Genomic DNA, 18,308 nt, shown 5'->3' on the forward strand with positions numbered 1-18,308 from the left:
TACATCTATTCAATCATACGCTATACTATTGTAAAAGTCATCTGATCACCTGATCAATTATTAACGTCGCGGAGGTAATAATCATGCTTGATCCCTTAATAAGTCAGAAACTTCGAAATATTGTTGGTGAAGCCAATTTTAAGAATGATATGGAAGCACTTGTTGCGTACTCTTATGATGCAACTCCTATGTATCAACAACTACCCGATGGCGTTATTTTTCCAGCTTCCACTGAGCAAGTTTCTAGCATTCTTAAAGTTCTAAATGAGCATCTTATCCCTGTAATTGGTAGAGGAGCAGGTAGTAACTTATGTGCCGGGACGATTCCAGTAGAAGGTGGGATTGTTATGGTGATGAACAAAATGAATAAGTTACTCGAAATCGACACAGATAATCTAACAGCAACCTTTCAACCAGGACTAAATACAAAGGAATTTCATATAGCTGTTGAGCGAATAGGACTATTTTATCCACCTGATCCTAGTAGTATGGTTATCTCGACTCTCGGAGGTAATATCATGGAATGTGCGGGAGGACTTAGAGGACTTAAGTACGGTACAACCAAAGATTATGTTATAGGACTCGAAGCTGTTCTACCAACAGGAGAAATCATACGGACTGGCGGTAAGCTATATAAAGATGTTGCAGGATATGATCTGACGAAGCTATTAGTCGGTTCTGAAGGAACACTCGCGATTATTACGGAAGCTATTGTGAAGCTGTTACCTGCTCCCAAATATAAGAAGACGATGTTAGCCATGTATAAGGACATTCATGATGCAGCTAGAACGGTTAGTCAAATTATAGGGAATCAGATTATCCCTGCTACACTGGAATTTATCGATAATCCAACACTTGTAGTTGTCGAGGAATTCAATAAAATTGGATTGCCAACCGATATGGAAGCGGTACTCCTAATCGAGCAGGATGGTGTAGATGAGAATAGTGTGAATCAAGATATTGAAGCGATGATTCGGATATGCCGTGATCAGAATGCAGCCGATGTTAAGGTAGCAACTACCGCTCAAGAAGCTGAGAATTTGATGAAAGCACGCCGATCTGCTTTATCTACACTAGCACGAATTAAACCTACAACTATACTTGAGGATGCGACAGTACCTCGCTCTAAAATTGCCGATATGGTTATTGAGATCAATAAAATTGCAAAGAAATACAATGTTCCAATATGCACTTTTGGTCATGCAGGTGACGGGAATTTACACCCAACCTGTACAACAGATGCTCGTGATCAGGAAGAAATTCACCGAGTTGAGCAGGCGTTCGAGGAAATATTCGAAGCAGCGATACGTCTTGGAGGCACGATTACTGGCGAGCATGGTGTTGGTATGGTCAAGGCACCTTACCTTGAATGGAAGGTTGGAGCTGCAGGCATTGAGGTTATGAAAGGAATCAAACGAGCATTCGATCCGAATAACATTATGAATCCTGGCAAAATATTTGCCAAGCAATCACGTAAGAGAGTGGTGGTTCAGCAATGAGTACAGCGAATACATCAGTTAAGCCCCAAATTGCTAATGCAACTAGTCAACAACTAGCTGAACGAATGAAGATATCGCTGAACTATGATGAACTGACGAATTGCATGCGCTGTGGATTCTGTCAGGCTGCTTGTCCGACATTTAAGGAAACAGGTTATGAAGCTGCCTCTCCACGTGGACGAATTGCTTTAATGAAGGCAGTAGTTGATGGGATCATGGAGCCTGATGATTCATTTCGTGCCCAAATGGATTTATGTATTGGCTGCCGTGCCTGCGAACCTGTGTGTCCTGCAGATGTAAAGTACGGTCAGTTGCTTGAACACACTAGAGATGCGATTGAGGTTGATGCTGAGCACCGCTTTTGGGTGAAATCTGCGAGATCGATTGCGTTTAAGCATGTCTTTCCTTATCAAAATCGAGTGCGAGTTGTTGGTTTTGGTATGAAAACCTATCAACGCTCTGGATTACGCTGGATCCTGCGTAAATCTGGGTTCATGCGTATTTTCCCAGAGCATGTCAAGCAGATGGAAACGATTTTGCCTGATGCATCATCTAAGGGAGTTGTAGAGCAATTAGGTACGTTCTATCCAGCTAAGGGCAAACCAATTGCTACAGTTGGTATGTTTAGAGGCTGTATCATGGATGTTCTATTTGTACAGACGAATATGAATACAGTTAAACTTCTATCAGAAGCAGGCTTCGATGTTGTTATACCTGAAACGCAAAATTGCTGCGGAGCCTTATATGCTCATAGTGGAGAGCTTGACCAAGCTAAGGAGCTTGCCAGGAAGAATATTAGAGTGTTCAAAGAGGCGAATGTTGATTATATTATTTCAAATGCAGGAGGTTGTGGTGCACTTCTTGTAGAATATAGTCATTTATTACATGATGATGAAGTCTATGCAGATTTAGCTAAACAATTTGCAGAAAATGTACGCGATGTTAGTCAACTGGTGCTAGAGAAGGGGCGTATTCCTGAATTCGCTATACATTCGAATGAATCTATTACAATTACTTATCAGGATTCATGTCATTTGCGGAACGTCATGAAGGCAGGCAATGCGCCTCGGAATTTGATTTCGCGTGTAGCAAATGTGAATTTCGTCGAGCTGCAAGGTGCAGACACATGCTGTGGGTCTGGAGGAATCTATAACCTTGTCCAGCCGGACATGTCATTACAAATTCTAGATCACAAAATGGAGCATGTGAAAGAAACAGGAGCTCATTATTTACTGACAAGTAATCCGGGCTGTCTACTTCAAATGCAGCTTGGAATCGAAAGAAAGCAACTATCTAATCAGATGAAGGCTGTACACGTCGTGGATTTTCTCTATGAGCGAATTAAATCTGTTGATAAAGTAACTGAGTAATAAGTAGTGAAGTGTAAATTTAGTGAATACTCGAATTGATTCTGTATGGGAGTGATAGCGAGTGGTAGAACATTGTGACGATCAAGCAGCTGAAGCGATGGGTTTATCTCATACAAGGCTACAACATGCGTGGAATGTCATTCGAACGGAGATAGCTAGAGAGGTAACACCTTCTGTTGTAGCTATGGTGATGAGAAAAGGAAAGCTTATCAGGTTTGCAGCCGGCTCTACGTTGTATACAGACAAGGAACAATGTGATGTCGATTATGATACTATTTATGATTGTGCTTCACTAACGAAGGTTGTTGTAACATTGCCATTAATTCTGATGTTGATTGACCAAGGCAGAGTAAGGCTGAAGGATACAGTTGCGCTTTTCTTACCTGAGTTTGGGGTTAACAATAAAGCGCATGTTACAGTTGGACACTTACTCACGCACACATCTGGTCTGGCACCTTTCTATGATCTACATACGCATGGATGGAGTCGTGACAAGATCATGAGCTTCATTTATGAGTGTCCCTTGCAGAATGAATCTGGCAAACAAATGGTATACAGTGATTTAGGGTTCATTTTACTAGGAGAAATAATTAGTAAGTTACTAGGGATGACCTTGGATCAAGCCGCACAAACTTATTTGTTCGAACCATTAGGGATGAGTGATAGCAGTTTTTGTATGTCTGATCGTCCTAAATCTCGTATAGCCGCAACCGAATTTGATACAGTAACAGGTGATTATCTTCACGGAGTCGTTCATGATGAGAATGCTAGAGCAATGGGAGGGATTTGCGGACATGCGGGGCTGTTCTCGACAGCTGAGGACTTACTTCGTTATGCTAGTTTGTGGTTAGAAGGCGGACAGTCAGGTGGACATTTCATTCTTTCGCGCTCCATCATTAAAGCTGCTACCGTACCAAGGACAAATCATCTTCCGATTGGAAGACGTGGACTAGGCTGGGCTCTTCAGGGTGATCCATACGATGCATCTGGCGACTTATTATCCCCAGCAGCATATGGACATACAGGATACACAGGTACAAGCTTATATATTGATCCTGTGAATGAACTGGCTGCAGTCATACTAACGAACCGAGTACACTTGGGGAGATCCAAATCTGTTGTTAGACTTCGGGATTACTTTCATAATGCAATTGTTGCTGCGATTGATTAAACCAGATAGGTGTAAAAATACAAAGGCAAGTCCACTATCCGTGGGCTTGCCTTATTTCTATTCATAAAATTTAAATTTATCCAAAACCCTCGAATTGATCACAGCAGTTGTAGTTATTTAAGTATATGATCACAATGAGACCTCATACATAGAAATGGTGGCGAACGATGCAAATAACATAACAATGGTCCTTGAAAAAAATGTCTAATTATTCGATAAAATACGACAAGTTTATTGAAAATAATCTATTTTATTATAAAATATTGTTTTATAAGCAGGAAAAATGATTGTAAATGTAGAAAATATGCGAGTAGAACAAGAACTGGGCTGATCTCTAGGAGGAATAGTTGTGACTTGGACGTATGGATTCTGCTGCGGGATCATCTTTATCGTATTCATTATTTTTTTATTCAAAAAAAAAAGCTCGAATAAAGGTAAACCCTTGAATAGGGATGGGATTAGTGCATGTTTGTTTGATTCTTTATTTATGAATAGTACGAATGGGATTGCTGTACTTGATTCGCTTGGAAATGTAATTCGTTTAAATACCGCTTTTGAACAAACGATAGGCTATACAACAAAGGAGGCAATTAATACACCGATTATTTCCTTTGCTTTGGAGGAATATGTAACAGTTATGACCCATAATCTCCATAAAAAATTAAACACAGGGACAACTAACTACATCACTGCGTTACGTCACAAAATGGGTTCGAGAGTAGACCTCAAGGCTTTAACGGTGCCTGTAGCTCTTAATGAAAGTACGAATGGGTATTTATTCATTTGTGAAGATGTCACCGAACGTAAGCGGTTTGATGAACATATACGGCATATGTCCTTCTATGATGATATGACAGGATTACCAAATCGACAATTGTTCAAAGAACAATTAAGCAATTTGTTACGAGTTCCAAAGCAAGATAATCGTCAATTAGCTGTATTTTCTGCAGACGTGGATGAATTCAGAATTATTAACGAATCGTTTGGATTCGAATATGGGAATATCGTTTTATTACAGATGGCAGAACGGTTTATGCGCTGTATTGGAGAGAATGATTTACTTGCAAGGTCTGAGGGGGATCAGTTTTTATTTTGCTACCCTAATATGAATGATTTAGATCATGCAATGGAGCTAGCGCGAACGATTATAGGTGTTATGGAGCAGCCGTTTGTCGTGGATCAGCAGGAAGTATATATCTCAGTTAGTATTGGGATTGTAATGCAATTAGATGAGAATGAAAATGCAGACAGTCTGATGAAGAGTGCAAACATTGCTTTGACAAGGGCCAAAGAGAAAAGTAAAATTCAAGTTTTTCATATTGATATGGAATCTTATTCGATACAGCGACTTAAGATGGAGAATGAATTCCGCCATGCACTAATCAATAAAGAATTTATTCTACATTATCAACCACAAGTTGATATTACTACCGGTAAGATTATTGGGATGGAAGCCTTGGTTCGTTGGTTGCACCCCGAAAGAGGTATGATCCCGCCGAAAGATTTTATACCATTCGCCGAGGAATCTGGGTTAATCGTTCCACTCGGGGACTGGGTAATGTATGAAGCATGTAGACAGAATAAAGAGTGGCAGGATAATGGTTTTCTACATATTCCAGTATCCGTTAACTTATCCATGAGACAATTTACTGAACCTAATATCAAGAATAAGATTTTGAATGTTATCGTTGAAACAGGACTTGCACCAGCATATTTAGAAATTGAAATTACTGAAAGTATGACGATGGATGTTGGAAATGCCTCTGCGTGGCTAATGGAATTGAAAGAGCTAGGTATACAAGTGGCAATGGATGACTTTGGAACTGGTTATAGTTCCTTGTCCTATATCAAGCAATTTCCAATTGACAAGTTAAAAATTGATCGTTCTTTTGTGAATGATATGTTATTAGATAATAATAATGCCACTATTGTTTCAACGATTATCGCTATGACAAGACAGCTCAATCTGAAGGTAATTGCTGAGGGAGTAGAGACGGATGAACAGCTCCATTTTCTACGAGAAAATCAATGCGATGAAGTGCAGGGTTACTTGTTTTCTCCGCCGATTCCATCAGATCAAATGGGCTTATTGCTCGAAAATAATAAATCAGGCCGCTAACGTTATGGTTAGCGGCCTGATTTATTAGGTAATATAAATATCTTCTATTTCATTGAATTTATAAGTAAATACCTTCTTTTCATCTACATGATAGACGGTTAGGGTCTGTTCTTCAGGTGAATAATGAATAATTCTACATGGAATATCGAATTTCAAGCCCTTAGCTTGTAAAATAATCACCCGAACGAGGGTATTATCATTCTTCATTTGATCAACCTGATTTATCCAGCTGTTAGAGGATGGGGATGGTGTATAATTAGGTTTAGGTGCAATCGTTTTGCTTACGATCTTGGGTTTAACTGAAACTGCTCTAATGGGTTCAGCAATAGGTTGAAACTGCTGCTCCTTGTCTTGATTTAATTCAATTAGTTTGCCTAGTTCAATACCGGAAACGATTTTGTAATCTTTGATCACTTCAGAACTGTTAAGTGTCTGTAATAATTTTTCCAAAGCAAGTCCGTTAGATAATTCATCTAGTAATATTTCAACGGAGAATAAATGACCGGATTTAGCATTGTTTTGTTTAGAACCCATGACTTTTCCACTACCTTAATCCAGTTATTTGATAAATAAATATAATTTGCATGACTTTAGATTTAATATAACATGACATGATTCGTGAAAAAATGAGTCAAAAGTATGAGTTAGCAGTAAGTTCATTATTTTGAACTGTTTTGGGTTTAACGGCATATAATGCGGTAAAACTGAATTCTGACAGTAAAGGATGTGCAACTACATGATTCATACGGAGTCAATTGATTTGGATGGTCGTACTGCGATTGCGATCGAAGTTAAGCTGCCCAAGACTACATTGATCGTCGTTACGACGAAAATTGGCTATATTATGTGCGGAGCTCTCGATATCGACTTATTAAATGAGCGACTTAATGATCGTCAGATTATTGCCGCAAGAGCAATTGGTGTACGTACGATAGATGATTTGATGGATGCACAATTAGAATCAGTTACTCGAACAGCGGAGACGCTAGGTATCGTACCAGGCGTAACAGGACGAGAAGCTATACTTAAAATGCTGGATCAGGAACAATAGTAATGGATGAATAAAGGAAGAACGAAGATAGATGTGAGTGAGCTAAGTCAAGCTGTTAGCTCACTTTATCTCGATTCAAATACAAGGTGGACAAGCGTTTTGTAATCAATATTACAAAATATTATAAATAATCAAACAATAATTTCATAAAAAAATATGTGATAAATGTCATAGAATATTGAAAAATGGTCTTTATTGATTTTTGTATTAGATATATAATAAACTTATATGTATTGAGAATCACTGATAATCAAATTAGAATGATTATTAAGTTGAAAATATAATTGAAATAGTGGAGGGTCATATTCATGTCAAATTCACCCAGATTAACGATTGAAAATCTTAAAGCACAAATAGAAGGTAAAGAAATTCTTAAAGGTTTAAGCCTTGATATAAAGGGCGGCGAAGTACATGCTATCATGGGACCTAACGGTACAGGTAAAAGTACACTTGCCTCAACATTAATGGGGCACCCCAAATATGAAGTGACGGAAGGATCAATTACACTTGATGGTGAAGATGTCCTTGATATGGCAGTTGATGAAAGAGCACGTGCTGGTCTATTCCTTGCGATGCAATATCCAAGTGAAATTACAGGTGTAACGAATTCAGACTTCTTGCGTTCTGCAATTAACGCTCGCCGCGAAGAAGGAAATGAAATTTCATTAATTCGTTTCATTCGTCAAATGGAAGCTAAAATGAAAGAGCTTGAAATGAACCCTGAATTTGCTCATCGTTATTTAAACGAAGGTTTCTCTGGCGGCGAGAAGAAGCGTAATGAAATTTTACAAATGATGTTGCTTGAGCCTAGAGTTGTCATTCTTGATGAAATTGACTCTGGTCTTGATATTGACGCACTTCGTATCGTAGCTAACGGTGTTAATGCGATCCGTAGTGAAGATCGTGCGTTCCTGATCATTACACATTACCAACGCTTACTGAACTATATTACGCCAGATTTTGTTCACGTTATGATGCAAGGACGCATTGTTAAATCAGGTGGTCCTGAATTAGCTCAACGTCTAGAGAACGAAGGTTATGACTGGATTAAGGAAGAACTAGGCATAGTTGATGAAACAGTTGGTCAGGATGAAGAAGAGTTCAAAGTTCCAATGAACACTAAAGCGCCAAGATAATAAGACTTATAGGAGGAATACACATGACTGAACAAACCATTCTTCCGATTGATCTGGCGACAGTTACTGAATTGTCACAAGCTAAGGGCGAGCCCGAATGGATGACTGCTCTTCGTACAGAAGCTTCTGACCTTGCTAGATCGTTGGAATTACCAAAACTAGAGAAAACAAGAATCGACCGTTGGGATGTACATGCTTACGGTTCATATAAATCCGTAACACCTATTACTTCTATTGATAGCCTGCCAGAATTAGCGCAATCGCTAGTTACGAATGACAATGTAATCGTACAGCGTGATTCAGATGCAGTTTACAGCAATCTTGCTGAAGATTTAGCTGCACAAGGTGTAGTCTTCACAGATCTAGGATCAGCATTGCAAAGTCATGGAGAGATCGTACGTAAACATTTTATGTCTGTTGTCCGTAAAGACGAGAATTTATTGACAGCACTTCACACTGCTCTATGGAGCGGTGGCGTGTTTCTATATGTGCCTAAGAATGTGAATGTATCCATTCCTCTTCAAGCGATCTTCTTATCAGAAGATAGTGCAGCGAGATTTTCACCACATGTATTGATTGTTGCTGAAGCTAACTCGTCGGTAACCTATGTCGAAAACTACTTATCCATTGGTGATAACAGTGGCACGAAGCTTACGCATAACGGAGTAGTAGAAGTAGTTGTAGGAGCAGGCGCTAATGTAAATGTCGCTTCTGTTCATGGACTTAGCGACAATGTGATTGATCTAACTTATCGTCGTGCGAACGTAGAACAAGATGCTACTGTTAATTTTGTTGTCGGTGATATGAGTGAAGGTAACGGAATGTCAGATACCAAAGCGATCTTGACAGGTAAAGGCTCAAACTCAGATACCAAAATTGTTTGTGTAGGTTCAGGCGAACAAAAATTAAGCATTACCACAAGTGCAACTCACATCGGTAAAATGTCGAGCAGTGATATGATTACGCGTGCTGTTATGCGTGAGTCGGCAACTGCCATTATTAACGGCATAACCAAAATTGAGAAGGGTGCGACTGGTGCAAATGGTCAGCAGACAGAGAAAGTGCTGATGTTAAGTCCAGCTGCACGTGGCGATGCGAACCCAATTTTACTTATCGATGAAGATGATGTTAAAGCAGGACACGCAGCGAGCGTAGGTCAAGTCAATCCAGAACAGGTTCATTATATGATGTCACGCGGTATTTCCCGCGATGAAGCACACCGTTTAATCATCTATGGTTTCCTTGCACCAGTTGTTGCAGAAATACCAGTTGAAGCGATTCAAACGGCATTGCAAAAATTAATTGAGAGGAAGCTTGGACAATGAACGTTTCAGAAATCCGCAAATTGTTCCCAATCTTGAATCAAGAGATAAACGGTCATCCACTTGTTTATTTAGATAGCGGTGCATCATCTCAACGACCAATATCTGTCATTGAAACGATGAAGCGGTATGAAGAAACGGATCACTCTAATGTACATCGCGGTGTACATACACTCGGTTCACGAGCGACAGATGCTTATGAAGCAGCACGCGAGAAGGTAGCTAGATTTATTGGCGCTTCTTCCGAGGAAGAGATTGTGTTCACACGTGGTACAACAACTGCGTTGAACCTTGTAGCAAGCTCATATGCCCGAACACATTGCAAGGAAGGCGATGAGATTGTTATCACGCCAATGGAACACCATGCTAACTTAATCCCTTGGCAACAAGTTGCCAAGGCGACTGGAGCAACACTTAAGTACATTCCCTTGCAAACTGATGGTACGATTTCATTAACTGACATCGAGTCTGTAATTACAGATCGCACGAAGGTTGTATCTGTAACCTATGTATCTAACGTACTTGGATGCATTAATCCGGTTCGTGAGATTGCTGCCATTGCACATCGGCATGGTGCTGTTATGGTCGTTGATGGAGCACAAAGCACACCGCATATGAGAGTCAATATGCAAGAGCTTGATTGCGACTTCTATGCTTTCTCAGGGCACAAAATGTGTGGACCTACAGGTATTGGGGTATTATACGGTAAAAAGGCTTTGCTTAACAACATGGAGCCGATTGAATTTGGCGGTGAGATGATTGATACCGTTGAACTATTTGATTCCACATGGAAAGATGCACCGGCGCGCTTCGAAGCAGGTACGCCGATCATTGCAGGAGCGATTGGACTTGGCGCAGCAATAGACTTCTTAGAAGATATTGGAATGGATGCCATTGCTGAGCATGATCACAAGCTTGCAGCTTATGCAGAAGCGAGACTGTCGGAAATTGAGGGCGTTACTATATATGGTCCTAAGGCCAATCGGACTGGGCTTGTAACCTTCAATTTATTCGATATTCACCCGCATGATGTATCGACTGTTCTAGACGCTGAAGGGGTAGCAATTCGTGCAGGACATCACTGCTGTCAACCGCTTATGCGCTGGCTTAAAGTGTCATCAACCGCACGTGCAAGCTTTGCCCTGTATAACACAGAAGCTGAAATCGATTTGCTGGTATCGGCTCTAAATAAAACAAAGGAGTACTTCGATTATGCAACTAGATGATTTATACCGCCGCGTAATAATGGATCATTACAAGCATCCGCATAATCGCGGGAAGTTTGAGAGTTTAGATTCGATCACAGTTGATCTGAACAATCCAACCTGTGGTGATAAAATTACGCTTCAAATGCAAATTGAGAATGGAATTGTTGTAGCTGCTAAATATGACGGTGAAGGCTGCTCTATCTCAATGTCGTCAGCGTCCATGATGACGGATGCAGTTAAAGGAAAAACACTCGAAGACGCTCTTGCACTAGTAAACGATTTCTCTAGTATGATGAAGGGTGAAGACGTAGAGTTCGAATATGAAGATATTGAAGCTCTGTCAGGCGTATGTAAATTTCCTGCTCGTATCAAATGTGCGACATTAGCATGGAACGCATTACGCAAAGGCATTGATCAACAAACAAAAGCATAGGAGGGATAATCAATGGCCAAGCAAATGCCAGAAATGGAAGATTATAAATATGGTTTTCGCGATGAACACAAATCTATTTTCCAATCAGGAAAAGGTCTAACTCGTGAGATCGTTGCAGAAATATCCAAGATGAAGGGTGAACCTGATTGGATGCTGGATTTCCGATTGAAATCGCTAGACATTTTCAATTCTATGCCGATGCCAACATGGGGCGGTAATATGGATGATCTAGATTTTGATGACATTCAGTACTATGTTAAACCATCTGAGAAGCAAGGTAAGACATGGGAAGAGGTTCCAACTGAGATTAAAGAAACATTCGATAAATTAGGAATCCCTGAAGCAGAACAAAAGTATTTGGCAGGTGTGTCTGCACAGTATGAGTCCGAGGTTGTCTACCATAGCATGCAAAAGGAGCTTGAGGATCAAGGGGTTATCTTCACTGACACAGACTCTGCATTGCGCGAATACCCTGAGCTATTCCGTAAATTCTTCGGTACAGTTGTTCCACCAAGTGATAATAAGTTTGCTGCGCTTAACTCAGCGGTATGGTCTGGTGGTAGCTTTATCTATGTTCCTAAGGGTGTTAAATGTGAAGTGCCACTTCAAGCGTACTTCCGTATTAACTCTGAGAATATGGGACAATTTGAACGCACGTTGATCGTTACGGATGAAGACAGCTTTGTGCATTACGTTGAAGGCTGTACGGCTCCAATCTACTCAACGAATTCCCTGCACTCCGCAGTTGTTGAGATCATTTGTAAGAAGAATTCTCGTGCTCGTTACACAACGATCCAGAACTGGGCACCGAATATTTATAACCTCGTAACGAAGCGTGCGGTTGCTGAAGAGAATGCAACGATGGAATGGGTAGATGGTAACATCGGGTCGAAGCTAACAATGAAATACCCAGCCGTTATTCTTAAGGGTCGCGGCGCCAAAGGTACTGTATTATCGATCGCTGTTGCAGGTAAAGGCCAGCATCAAGATGCAGGAGCTAAAATTCACCATCTTGCACCGGACACTACATCAACGATTATCTCGAAGTCGATTTCTAAACATGGTGGTAAAGTAACTTACCGCGGTCTAGCACAATTTGGTCGTGATTCTGAAGGAGCTAAATCGAACATCAAGTGTGATACACTCATTCTTGATAATCAATCCACTTCAGATACGATTCCTTACAATGAAATCAAGAACGATAACATCACACTTGAGCATGAAGCAACTGTATCCAAGGTATCTGAAGATCAATTGTTCTACCTAATGAGCCGTGGTATGACGGAAGCAGAGGCAACACAAATGATCGTTATGGGCTTTATCGAGCCATTTACGAAAGAATTACCAATGGAATACGCTGTAGAGATGAACCGTTTAATTAAATTTGAAATGGAAGGCTCGATCGGTTAGCCCTACTTTCTGTATTAAATACGTGTCCGTTGTGACTTTCACGCTTGCGTGTCCAAGTCTCTCGGACACGTATTTTATATTTCACCGGCTTCGGCAGGTGGGGGGATTAGACCACCACTAGGAAACATAAAGAGCCACTCGGTTAGGAGTGACTATGATAATCATGTTAGAGTGCATATACTATGAGAGAAATAAATGTAGCCGGCGGATTACATCCTTCTTACTGGATAACTCTTAGAACAAAAATGATTGAGTGATAATAACTAAAAGGATAAAAAGAACCAAAATAGCACCTGTAGATGTAAAAATATTTTCACGTCTTTCTTCACATCTTTCTTCACGTATTTCTTCACGACATCCACCCATACGAAATCCCTCCTTTTCTCCAATCTAAGATATAATATGTCCAAGAAATTGTTTTGATTGGATGAAAGCATAGGGTATTCATCTGTTTAAGTTTACGCTAAAGAACTGTTTGGAAAGCTTCTGGACGACCTATTCAATAATTCATTCACCACTCGCTTCGGCAGGTGGGGGATTAGACCTCCACAAGGAAACATAAAGAGCCACTCGGTTAGGAGTGACTATGATGATTATGTGAAAGAGAAGATACTATGAGAGAAATAAATGTAGTCGGCGGATTACATCCTTCTTACTGGATAACTCTTAGAACAAAAATGATCTAGTGATAATAACTAAAAGTATAAAAAGAACCAAAATTGCACCTGTGGAAGTGAACATATTGTGATGATGCTCTCCAAAGCCTCCCATGCGAAAACCCCCTTTCCTTCCAACTAAAATATAATATGTCTAAGAAAATGTTTTGATTGGATGAAAGCACAGGGTATTCACCTATTTAAGTTTATGCAAAAGAAAAGGACCACCTATTATTCTCGCGATCCTTTCAAACCTTTTGTTAGTATCTGCGACCATTATTATAGGGGAATCACTGAGTGCTTGCGACTATTTGTCCCTTTGTTTGTTCAACTAACGATTCTTTATCGGATAAGTAACTCAATAAATGGTGATAATAATGCAATGAAACAAGCATAAAGGATGATTATATGATTTACATATATAATGATTATGGTGGAACACATACGACATCACTAGCAGCTGCATACCATCTAAATAAATTGCCTGTTAAGCGAAAACTTACCAAAGAAGAGATTCTAAGCGTTGATTATTTCAACAAATTAAAGACCTCTGATATGGGAAAGCTCATTTTTCATGGAATTGATGAAAATGGGAATTCTGTTTACACAATCGGACACGGAGCATCAAAGGCTGTTATTCCCGCTATGAAAAATTTAAGCCTAGTTTTACAAGATAAATATCAGGGCAACGAAACAATTGTGTATTCTAATACATCACCAACTGTACCATTTGCTATGACGATAGGTGGACTTTTGTCTAGAAGATTAAAACTTGATTTTATTGGTGTTCCACTTCTAGTATTAGGAGCAAAGCAATGCTGTCAAGACATCCTTCAACTGGTAATACATACTAAGACGTTTGAAAATTCTAAATCTGGTTCCATTATTGTGTTGGAAAACAAAAATGTTCCCATTTCCTCTGTTGATGTATAGAAAATAGTACAGGCTATCCGCGAGTATTTGAATACTCATGAATAGCCTGTTTTTTATTTAGAAAGAAGTCATATTAGGTCATTAGAATGCTTTGAATTTCTAAATTACGTTGTTTGGTCATGTCTACGAATTGGTCATCTATTTGAATAAGCGGTCGGAAGAAATCTGTAGGATTCGTCATGATGATTGAACCGACTTGGCCACTCGTTAATACAACCTTCTTGCCGATGAAGTTCGGAAGCATATTATTAATGAATACCTGTACAATTGTAGGATCTAGCTTACCGAAGCTCATTTCATTCAATTCTTTGAGTACGTACAGTAGATCGCGATCATCAGAGTACACTCTTTTGGAGATCATTGCACTATAGATGTCTGCTACAGCGATAATTTTGGCGATAGGGTGGATTTGGTCAGCTGTTCGACCTTCTGGATATCCAGAACCATCTGAACGCTCATGATGCTGTAGAGCGGCTGCGGCAAGTTCTTCATCCTGCATGGAATTAAGAATGATTTCGTAGCCGTAAGTAGTATGCTTTTTCACCTCTTCAAATTCTTCCGGACTTAATCTGCCAGGCTTATTCAGTATAGTAGGATTAACCTTACTTTTACCAATATCAAGTAAGAAACCGGCTTTACCGATAAACTTAGCTTCTTCCTCGGACTTATTTAACCAACCAGCGAGGAAATAAGAAATGAGTCCGACCTGGACACAATGCTGGAATGTGTAGTTATCATCAGATCCAAGCGATAGAAGTAATCCTACTACATCCTTCTCTTGTTTAATATTGTTCACTAGCGGCAAGAATGAAGCGTTTACACTAGAGTTATCTATACGATCATTGAATGCAGCGCGATCAAATAAATCCTTGACGCCAACAATTGCTTCATGAAACGATACGACTGTGAAAGGTGATATCTGATTCGATAAATTGGTATTTGAAAAATGAACGGCGATCTCGTCCTCTGAATTAAAATCGGAGAGGTTTGGAACGGGTACAGTTACTGCTTGTGGTACTTCACGCCATTTGATATCAACGTAATCCACCTGGTGTTTCTTGAGATAGGAAATATCTTGAGATACAAGTGTTGTGGAAGCCGATAATAGGTGAAGACCATTTGAGCTATAAACATCTGCTAAAAGTATGTCCCCAGATTTAAGATTCAGGATGCTAATTTTCATGCTATTCACCTTTACTGATATCCGAAGATATCGATTAATATGATATTTACAATTTTTATAGTATCAGTTCCTTCTTTACATCGCAATGATTATTGTGACAAAAAAACGTTACATACCCAAGTAACGGGCATATAACGTTTTGGCTGTATCGAGATCTGATACACCTTGAATAATGACTCGACCATCAGGGAAGATGATGAACTCAATTTCTGAGGTTGGTTTGAATTTTAATAGGAATCGATTAAGTAAGGTTTCACTGATTGGCTTAAGTTTCTTTTCCCATTGTTCTAGGGTAAGTGTCGTCTTGCTCAGAGGGAGGATTTGAACAGCATTACGCCCACATAAGGATTGAATCGTATTCTCTTGGAACAACGCATCTAGAAATTCATATTGCTGCTTGCCGCAAGCAGGACAATTTGGCTTCTTAGCATTCGTAACATCAATTGCATATGTGTGATTATGCCACAGATCAAAATGACACATTTTACGGTTCAATAGCTTTGTTTCACCAATCAGTAGCTTCAAGGCTTCAGCAATTTGATGGGATGCAACGGTATTCGATGCAGGAGCAATGATCCCAGCGGTGTCGCAAGTATCAGCTATGCCAGCAGCTGGCGGATCTGGGAAGAGACAGCGCAGACATGGAGTCTGCCCTGGTTGTATCGTAAAAGATACTCCGCGTGAAGCAACTGCAGCACCGTAAATCCACGGTATGCCAAGTTTAAGCGCGACATCGTTAATGAGATAACGGACGGCAAAATTGTCCGATCCGTCAAGAATAAGCTGAACGTCGTCCAGTAAGCGTTCAGCATTCAAGGGATTCAAATCGACGACATGTGTGTCGACTTGAATTTGGGAGTTAGCAGCCTTCAGCTTGGCGGCTGCAGCAATGGCTTTAGGCGCGATCTCCATTGCATCGTGCTCATCATACAGCATTTGTCTCTGCAAATTGCTCACTTCTACATAATCACGATCGATAAGTCTAATATAGCCTACACCAGCACGTGCTAGCTGGTCCGCAAGCACGGTTCCAAGTGCACCTAATCCAACGATGGCTACACGTGAATTGTTTAACTTACTTTGACCAAGCTCGCCAATTCCTGAGAAACGAACTTGTCTTGCGTACCGAGTAGGAACAGATGTAATATGTTTTTGGTTCATTATTGAATAGTCTCCTTAATTTCGAACATAAATATAGGGTATCGATTGAACTGTTCCTTCTAGTAATATGTAAAAAGCATATCACATTTGAATGCGAAGAGGGTACATTCGGTGTTATAATAATATAGTTAAGTTATAGCTCTAAGCTTTCCTAATGAAGCTATTTCTTTTCTTCTGGTAAATGGAGGTGTAGGGTCATGACTCTTGAAACACAACGACTAGTTCTATTACATACCAATGATCTGCACAGTCATTTTGAACAGATGCCACAGATTGCTGCTTATATTAAACAGATGCGAAACAAGGTTGGCCATGATCATTTATTAACACTTGAGATCGGTGATCATATGGATCGTATGCGTCCTGAGACGGATGGCACAGGTGGAATTGCGAACGTTGAAGTGATGAATGCAACAGGTTATGATGCAGCAGTCCTTGGTAACAATGAGGGGCTGACATTCACACCAGAGTCACTGCGAACTTGTTACTTGAACAGAGCTGAGTTTCCCGTTATTGGTAGCAATATAAGAGATATCAGAACAGGTTCGATACCAGATTGGATGGAGCCGTACAAGATTGTTCGTAAGGGTTCGCTCAATATTGGGCTTATTGGAGTTACAGCAGCTTTCCAAACTTTCTATAAAGAGCTTGGTTGGGATGTCACCGATCCGCTAGTAAGTATTGCCCACTGGGTGAGGGAGCTTAGGCCACAAGTTGATTTACTAATTGTTATGTCTCATCTAGGCATTCGAGAAGATGAGCGCATGGCAACAGAAATCAACGGGATCGATATTGTACTCGGAGGACATACACATCATGTTCTACTTAAGCCGCAGGTAGTTGGTAGTACGCATTTATGTGCAGCAGGCAAGTTTGGTCAATACATTGGAGAAGTTGTCATCGACTATGAATCAGATCATCATTCGAGACAAATCAAGAGCATTACAGGTTGTTTAATTGAAACAAATCAATTACCGCTAGATGATGAAGTAGCGCAAATCATTGCGGATAATACGGTAAGAGCAGCCAATGAGCTATCGCATGAGATCGCCTTCTTGGATCATTCACTTGCAATCAATTGGTACGAAGAATCAGAATTAGGAAATTTGTTAGCTAATGGTCTGAAGCGATGGACGAGCGCAGAAATTGGACTTGTCAATGCGGGCCAGATCCTGCAAGGTTTACCCCAAGGAAAGGTTACAAGGGGGCAATTATTAGAAATTTGCCCAGGTCCAATCAATCCATGTCTATATCTACTACGAGGCAAGGATCTGCTTGAAGCATTGGAGCAAGCGCTGATTCCTGAATTCACACATAAACAAATTCGTGGGTTTGGTTTTCGGGGTGAAGTGCTCGGGACACTCTGTATAGATGGGCTGAATGTGGAGTACGACATATCAAGATTGCCAATGGACAGAATTGTTAAAGTTCTTGTGAATAACGATCTCCTAGTGCTAGAACGAGAATATAGTATAGGTACAATCGATATGTTTACCTTTGGTGTTGGCTATATGTCTCTAAGTAAAGGGTTCCGTACCAAATATCTGTTGCCTGAATTTCTTCGTGATATACTCAGTGATCAACTTCAATCTAAGGAAGAATTTAAAAAGGCACAGAAACCAAGATGGATTTCGAGTATTAAATAGAATGGGAGAG

General features: G+C 40.1%; 16 protein-coding genes. 12 read left to right on the plus strand and 4 right to left on the minus strand.

Features of this window, described 5'->3' with window-relative positions; genetic code table 11:
- The first annotated feature begins 83 nt into the window (after positions 1-83).
- The 4 genes from AC1DOK_RS09810 to AC1DOK_RS09825 all read left to right on the plus strand — a co-directional run bounded on the left by AC1DOK_RS09810 (position 84) and on the right by AC1DOK_RS09825 (position 6,159).
- A complete protein-coding gene (locus AC1DOK_RS09810; RefSeq protein WP_477554074.1) occupies positions 84-1,499 on the plus strand; it encodes an FAD-binding oxidoreductase in 1,416 nt (471 codons plus the stop codon).
- Positions 1,496-2,869 (plus strand): (Fe-S)-binding protein, encoded by a 1,374-nt coding sequence (locus AC1DOK_RS09815; protein WP_477554075.1) that lies wholly within the window; start codon positions 1,496-1,498, stop codon positions 2,867-2,869. Before AC1DOK_RS09810 ends, AC1DOK_RS09815 begins: the two co-directional genes overlap by 4 nt.
- A 61-nt stretch (positions 2,870-2,930) precedes the next feature.
- Complete coding sequence (locus AC1DOK_RS09820) at positions 2,931-4,040, plus strand: serine hydrolase domain-containing protein (RefSeq protein WP_477554076.1); 1,110 nt, start codon at positions 2,931-2,933, stop codon at positions 4,038-4,040.
- A 349-nt stretch (positions 4,041-4,389) separates the two neighbouring features.
- The gene (locus tag AC1DOK_RS09825; RefSeq protein WP_477554077.1) at positions 4,390-6,159 is read left to right on the plus strand and encodes a putative bifunctional diguanylate cyclase/phosphodiesterase; all 1,770 of its coding nucleotides are present in this window, start codon (positions 4,390-4,392) and stop codon (positions 6,157-6,159) included.
- Between the two features lie 24 nt (positions 6,160-6,183).
- On the opposite strand, the gene AC1DOK_RS09830 is transcribed toward AC1DOK_RS09825, so the two are convergent.
- A complete protein-coding gene (locus tag AC1DOK_RS09830; RefSeq protein WP_477554078.1) occupies positions 6,184-6,693 on the minus strand; it encodes a hypothetical protein in 510 nt (169 codons plus the stop codon).
- A gap of 202 nt (positions 6,694-6,895) precedes the next feature.
- Here AC1DOK_RS09830 and AC1DOK_RS09835 point away from each other — a divergent pair, with 202 nt between their 5' ends.
- From AC1DOK_RS09835 to sufB, 6 genes are all read left to right on the plus strand, one after another.
- Positions 6,896-7,210: a YunC family protein gene (locus tag AC1DOK_RS09835; protein ID WP_477554079.1), complete on the plus strand. Its 315-nt coding sequence runs from the start codon at positions 6,896-6,898 to the stop codon at positions 7,208-7,210.
- Between the two features lie 308 nt (positions 7,211-7,518).
- Positions 7,519-8,346 carry a Fe-S cluster assembly ATPase SufC gene (sufC, locus tag AC1DOK_RS09840; protein WP_477554080.1) on the plus strand — a complete coding sequence of 276 codons (828 nt, stop codon included), beginning with the start codon at positions 7,519-7,521 and terminating at the stop codon, positions 8,344-8,346.
- Between the two features lie 23 nt (positions 8,347-8,369).
- Complete coding sequence (gene sufD / locus AC1DOK_RS09845; RefSeq protein WP_477554081.1) at positions 8,370-9,671, plus strand: Fe-S cluster assembly protein SufD; 1,302 nt, start codon at positions 8,370-8,372, stop codon at positions 9,669-9,671.
- Positions 9,668-10,894: a cysteine desulfurase gene (locus AC1DOK_RS09850; protein WP_477554082.1), complete on the plus strand. Its 1,227-nt coding sequence runs from the start codon at positions 9,668-9,670 to the stop codon at positions 10,892-10,894. Before sufD ends, AC1DOK_RS09850 begins: the two co-directional genes overlap by 4 nt.
- Entirely contained in the window at positions 10,881-11,309 is a 429-nt protein-coding gene (sufU, locus tag AC1DOK_RS09855) for a Fe-S cluster assembly sulfur transfer protein SufU (RefSeq protein ID WP_477554083.1), read from the plus strand. The genes AC1DOK_RS09850 and sufU overlap by 14 nt, the downstream gene beginning before the upstream one ends.
- A gap of 12 nt (positions 11,310-11,321) precedes the next feature.
- The gene (gene sufB / locus AC1DOK_RS09860; protein WP_477554084.1) at positions 11,322-12,719 is read left to right on the plus strand and encodes a Fe-S cluster assembly protein SufB; all 1,398 of its coding nucleotides are present in this window, start codon (positions 11,322-11,324) and stop codon (positions 12,717-12,719) included.
- A 234-nt stretch (positions 12,720-12,953) separates the two neighbouring features.
- On the opposite strand, the gene AC1DOK_RS09865 is transcribed toward sufB, so the two are convergent.
- Positions 12,954-13,028 carry a YjcZ family sporulation protein gene (locus AC1DOK_RS09865; RefSeq protein WP_477554127.1) on the minus strand — a complete coding sequence of 25 codons (75 nt, stop codon included), beginning with the start codon at positions 13,026-13,028 and terminating at the stop codon, positions 12,954-12,956.
- 755 nt (positions 13,029-13,783) lie between these two features.
- Here AC1DOK_RS09865 and AC1DOK_RS09870 point away from each other — a divergent pair.
- Positions 13,784-14,308: a DUF3189 family protein gene (locus tag AC1DOK_RS09870; protein WP_477554085.1), complete on the plus strand. Its 525-nt coding sequence runs from the start codon at positions 13,784-13,786 to the stop codon at positions 14,306-14,308.
- A 73-nt stretch (positions 14,309-14,381) separates the two neighbouring features.
- Here the strand turns inward: AC1DOK_RS09870 and AC1DOK_RS09875 are convergent, their stop codons facing one another.
- Entirely contained in the window at positions 14,382-15,491 is a 1,110-nt protein-coding gene (locus tag AC1DOK_RS09875; RefSeq protein ID WP_477554086.1) for an HD-GYP domain-containing protein, read from the minus strand.
- Between the two features lie 108 nt (positions 15,492-15,599).
- The gene (locus AC1DOK_RS09880; protein WP_477554087.1) at positions 15,600-16,652 is read right to left on the minus strand and encodes a ThiF family adenylyltransferase; all 1,053 of its coding nucleotides are present in this window, start codon (positions 16,650-16,652) and stop codon (positions 15,600-15,602) included.
- Between the two features lie 197 nt (positions 16,653-16,849).
- Here AC1DOK_RS09880 and AC1DOK_RS09885 point away from each other — a divergent pair, with 197 nt between their 5' ends.
- Positions 16,850-18,298 carry a bifunctional metallophosphatase/5'-nucleotidase gene (locus AC1DOK_RS09885; protein ID WP_477554088.1) on the plus strand — a complete coding sequence of 483 codons (1,449 nt, stop codon included), beginning with the start codon at positions 16,850-16,852 and terminating at the stop codon, positions 18,296-18,298.
- Positions 18,299-18,308: the final 10 nt, after the last annotated feature.

The sequence above is a fragment of the Paenibacillus sp. P5_B5 genome (assembly GCF_056400365.1).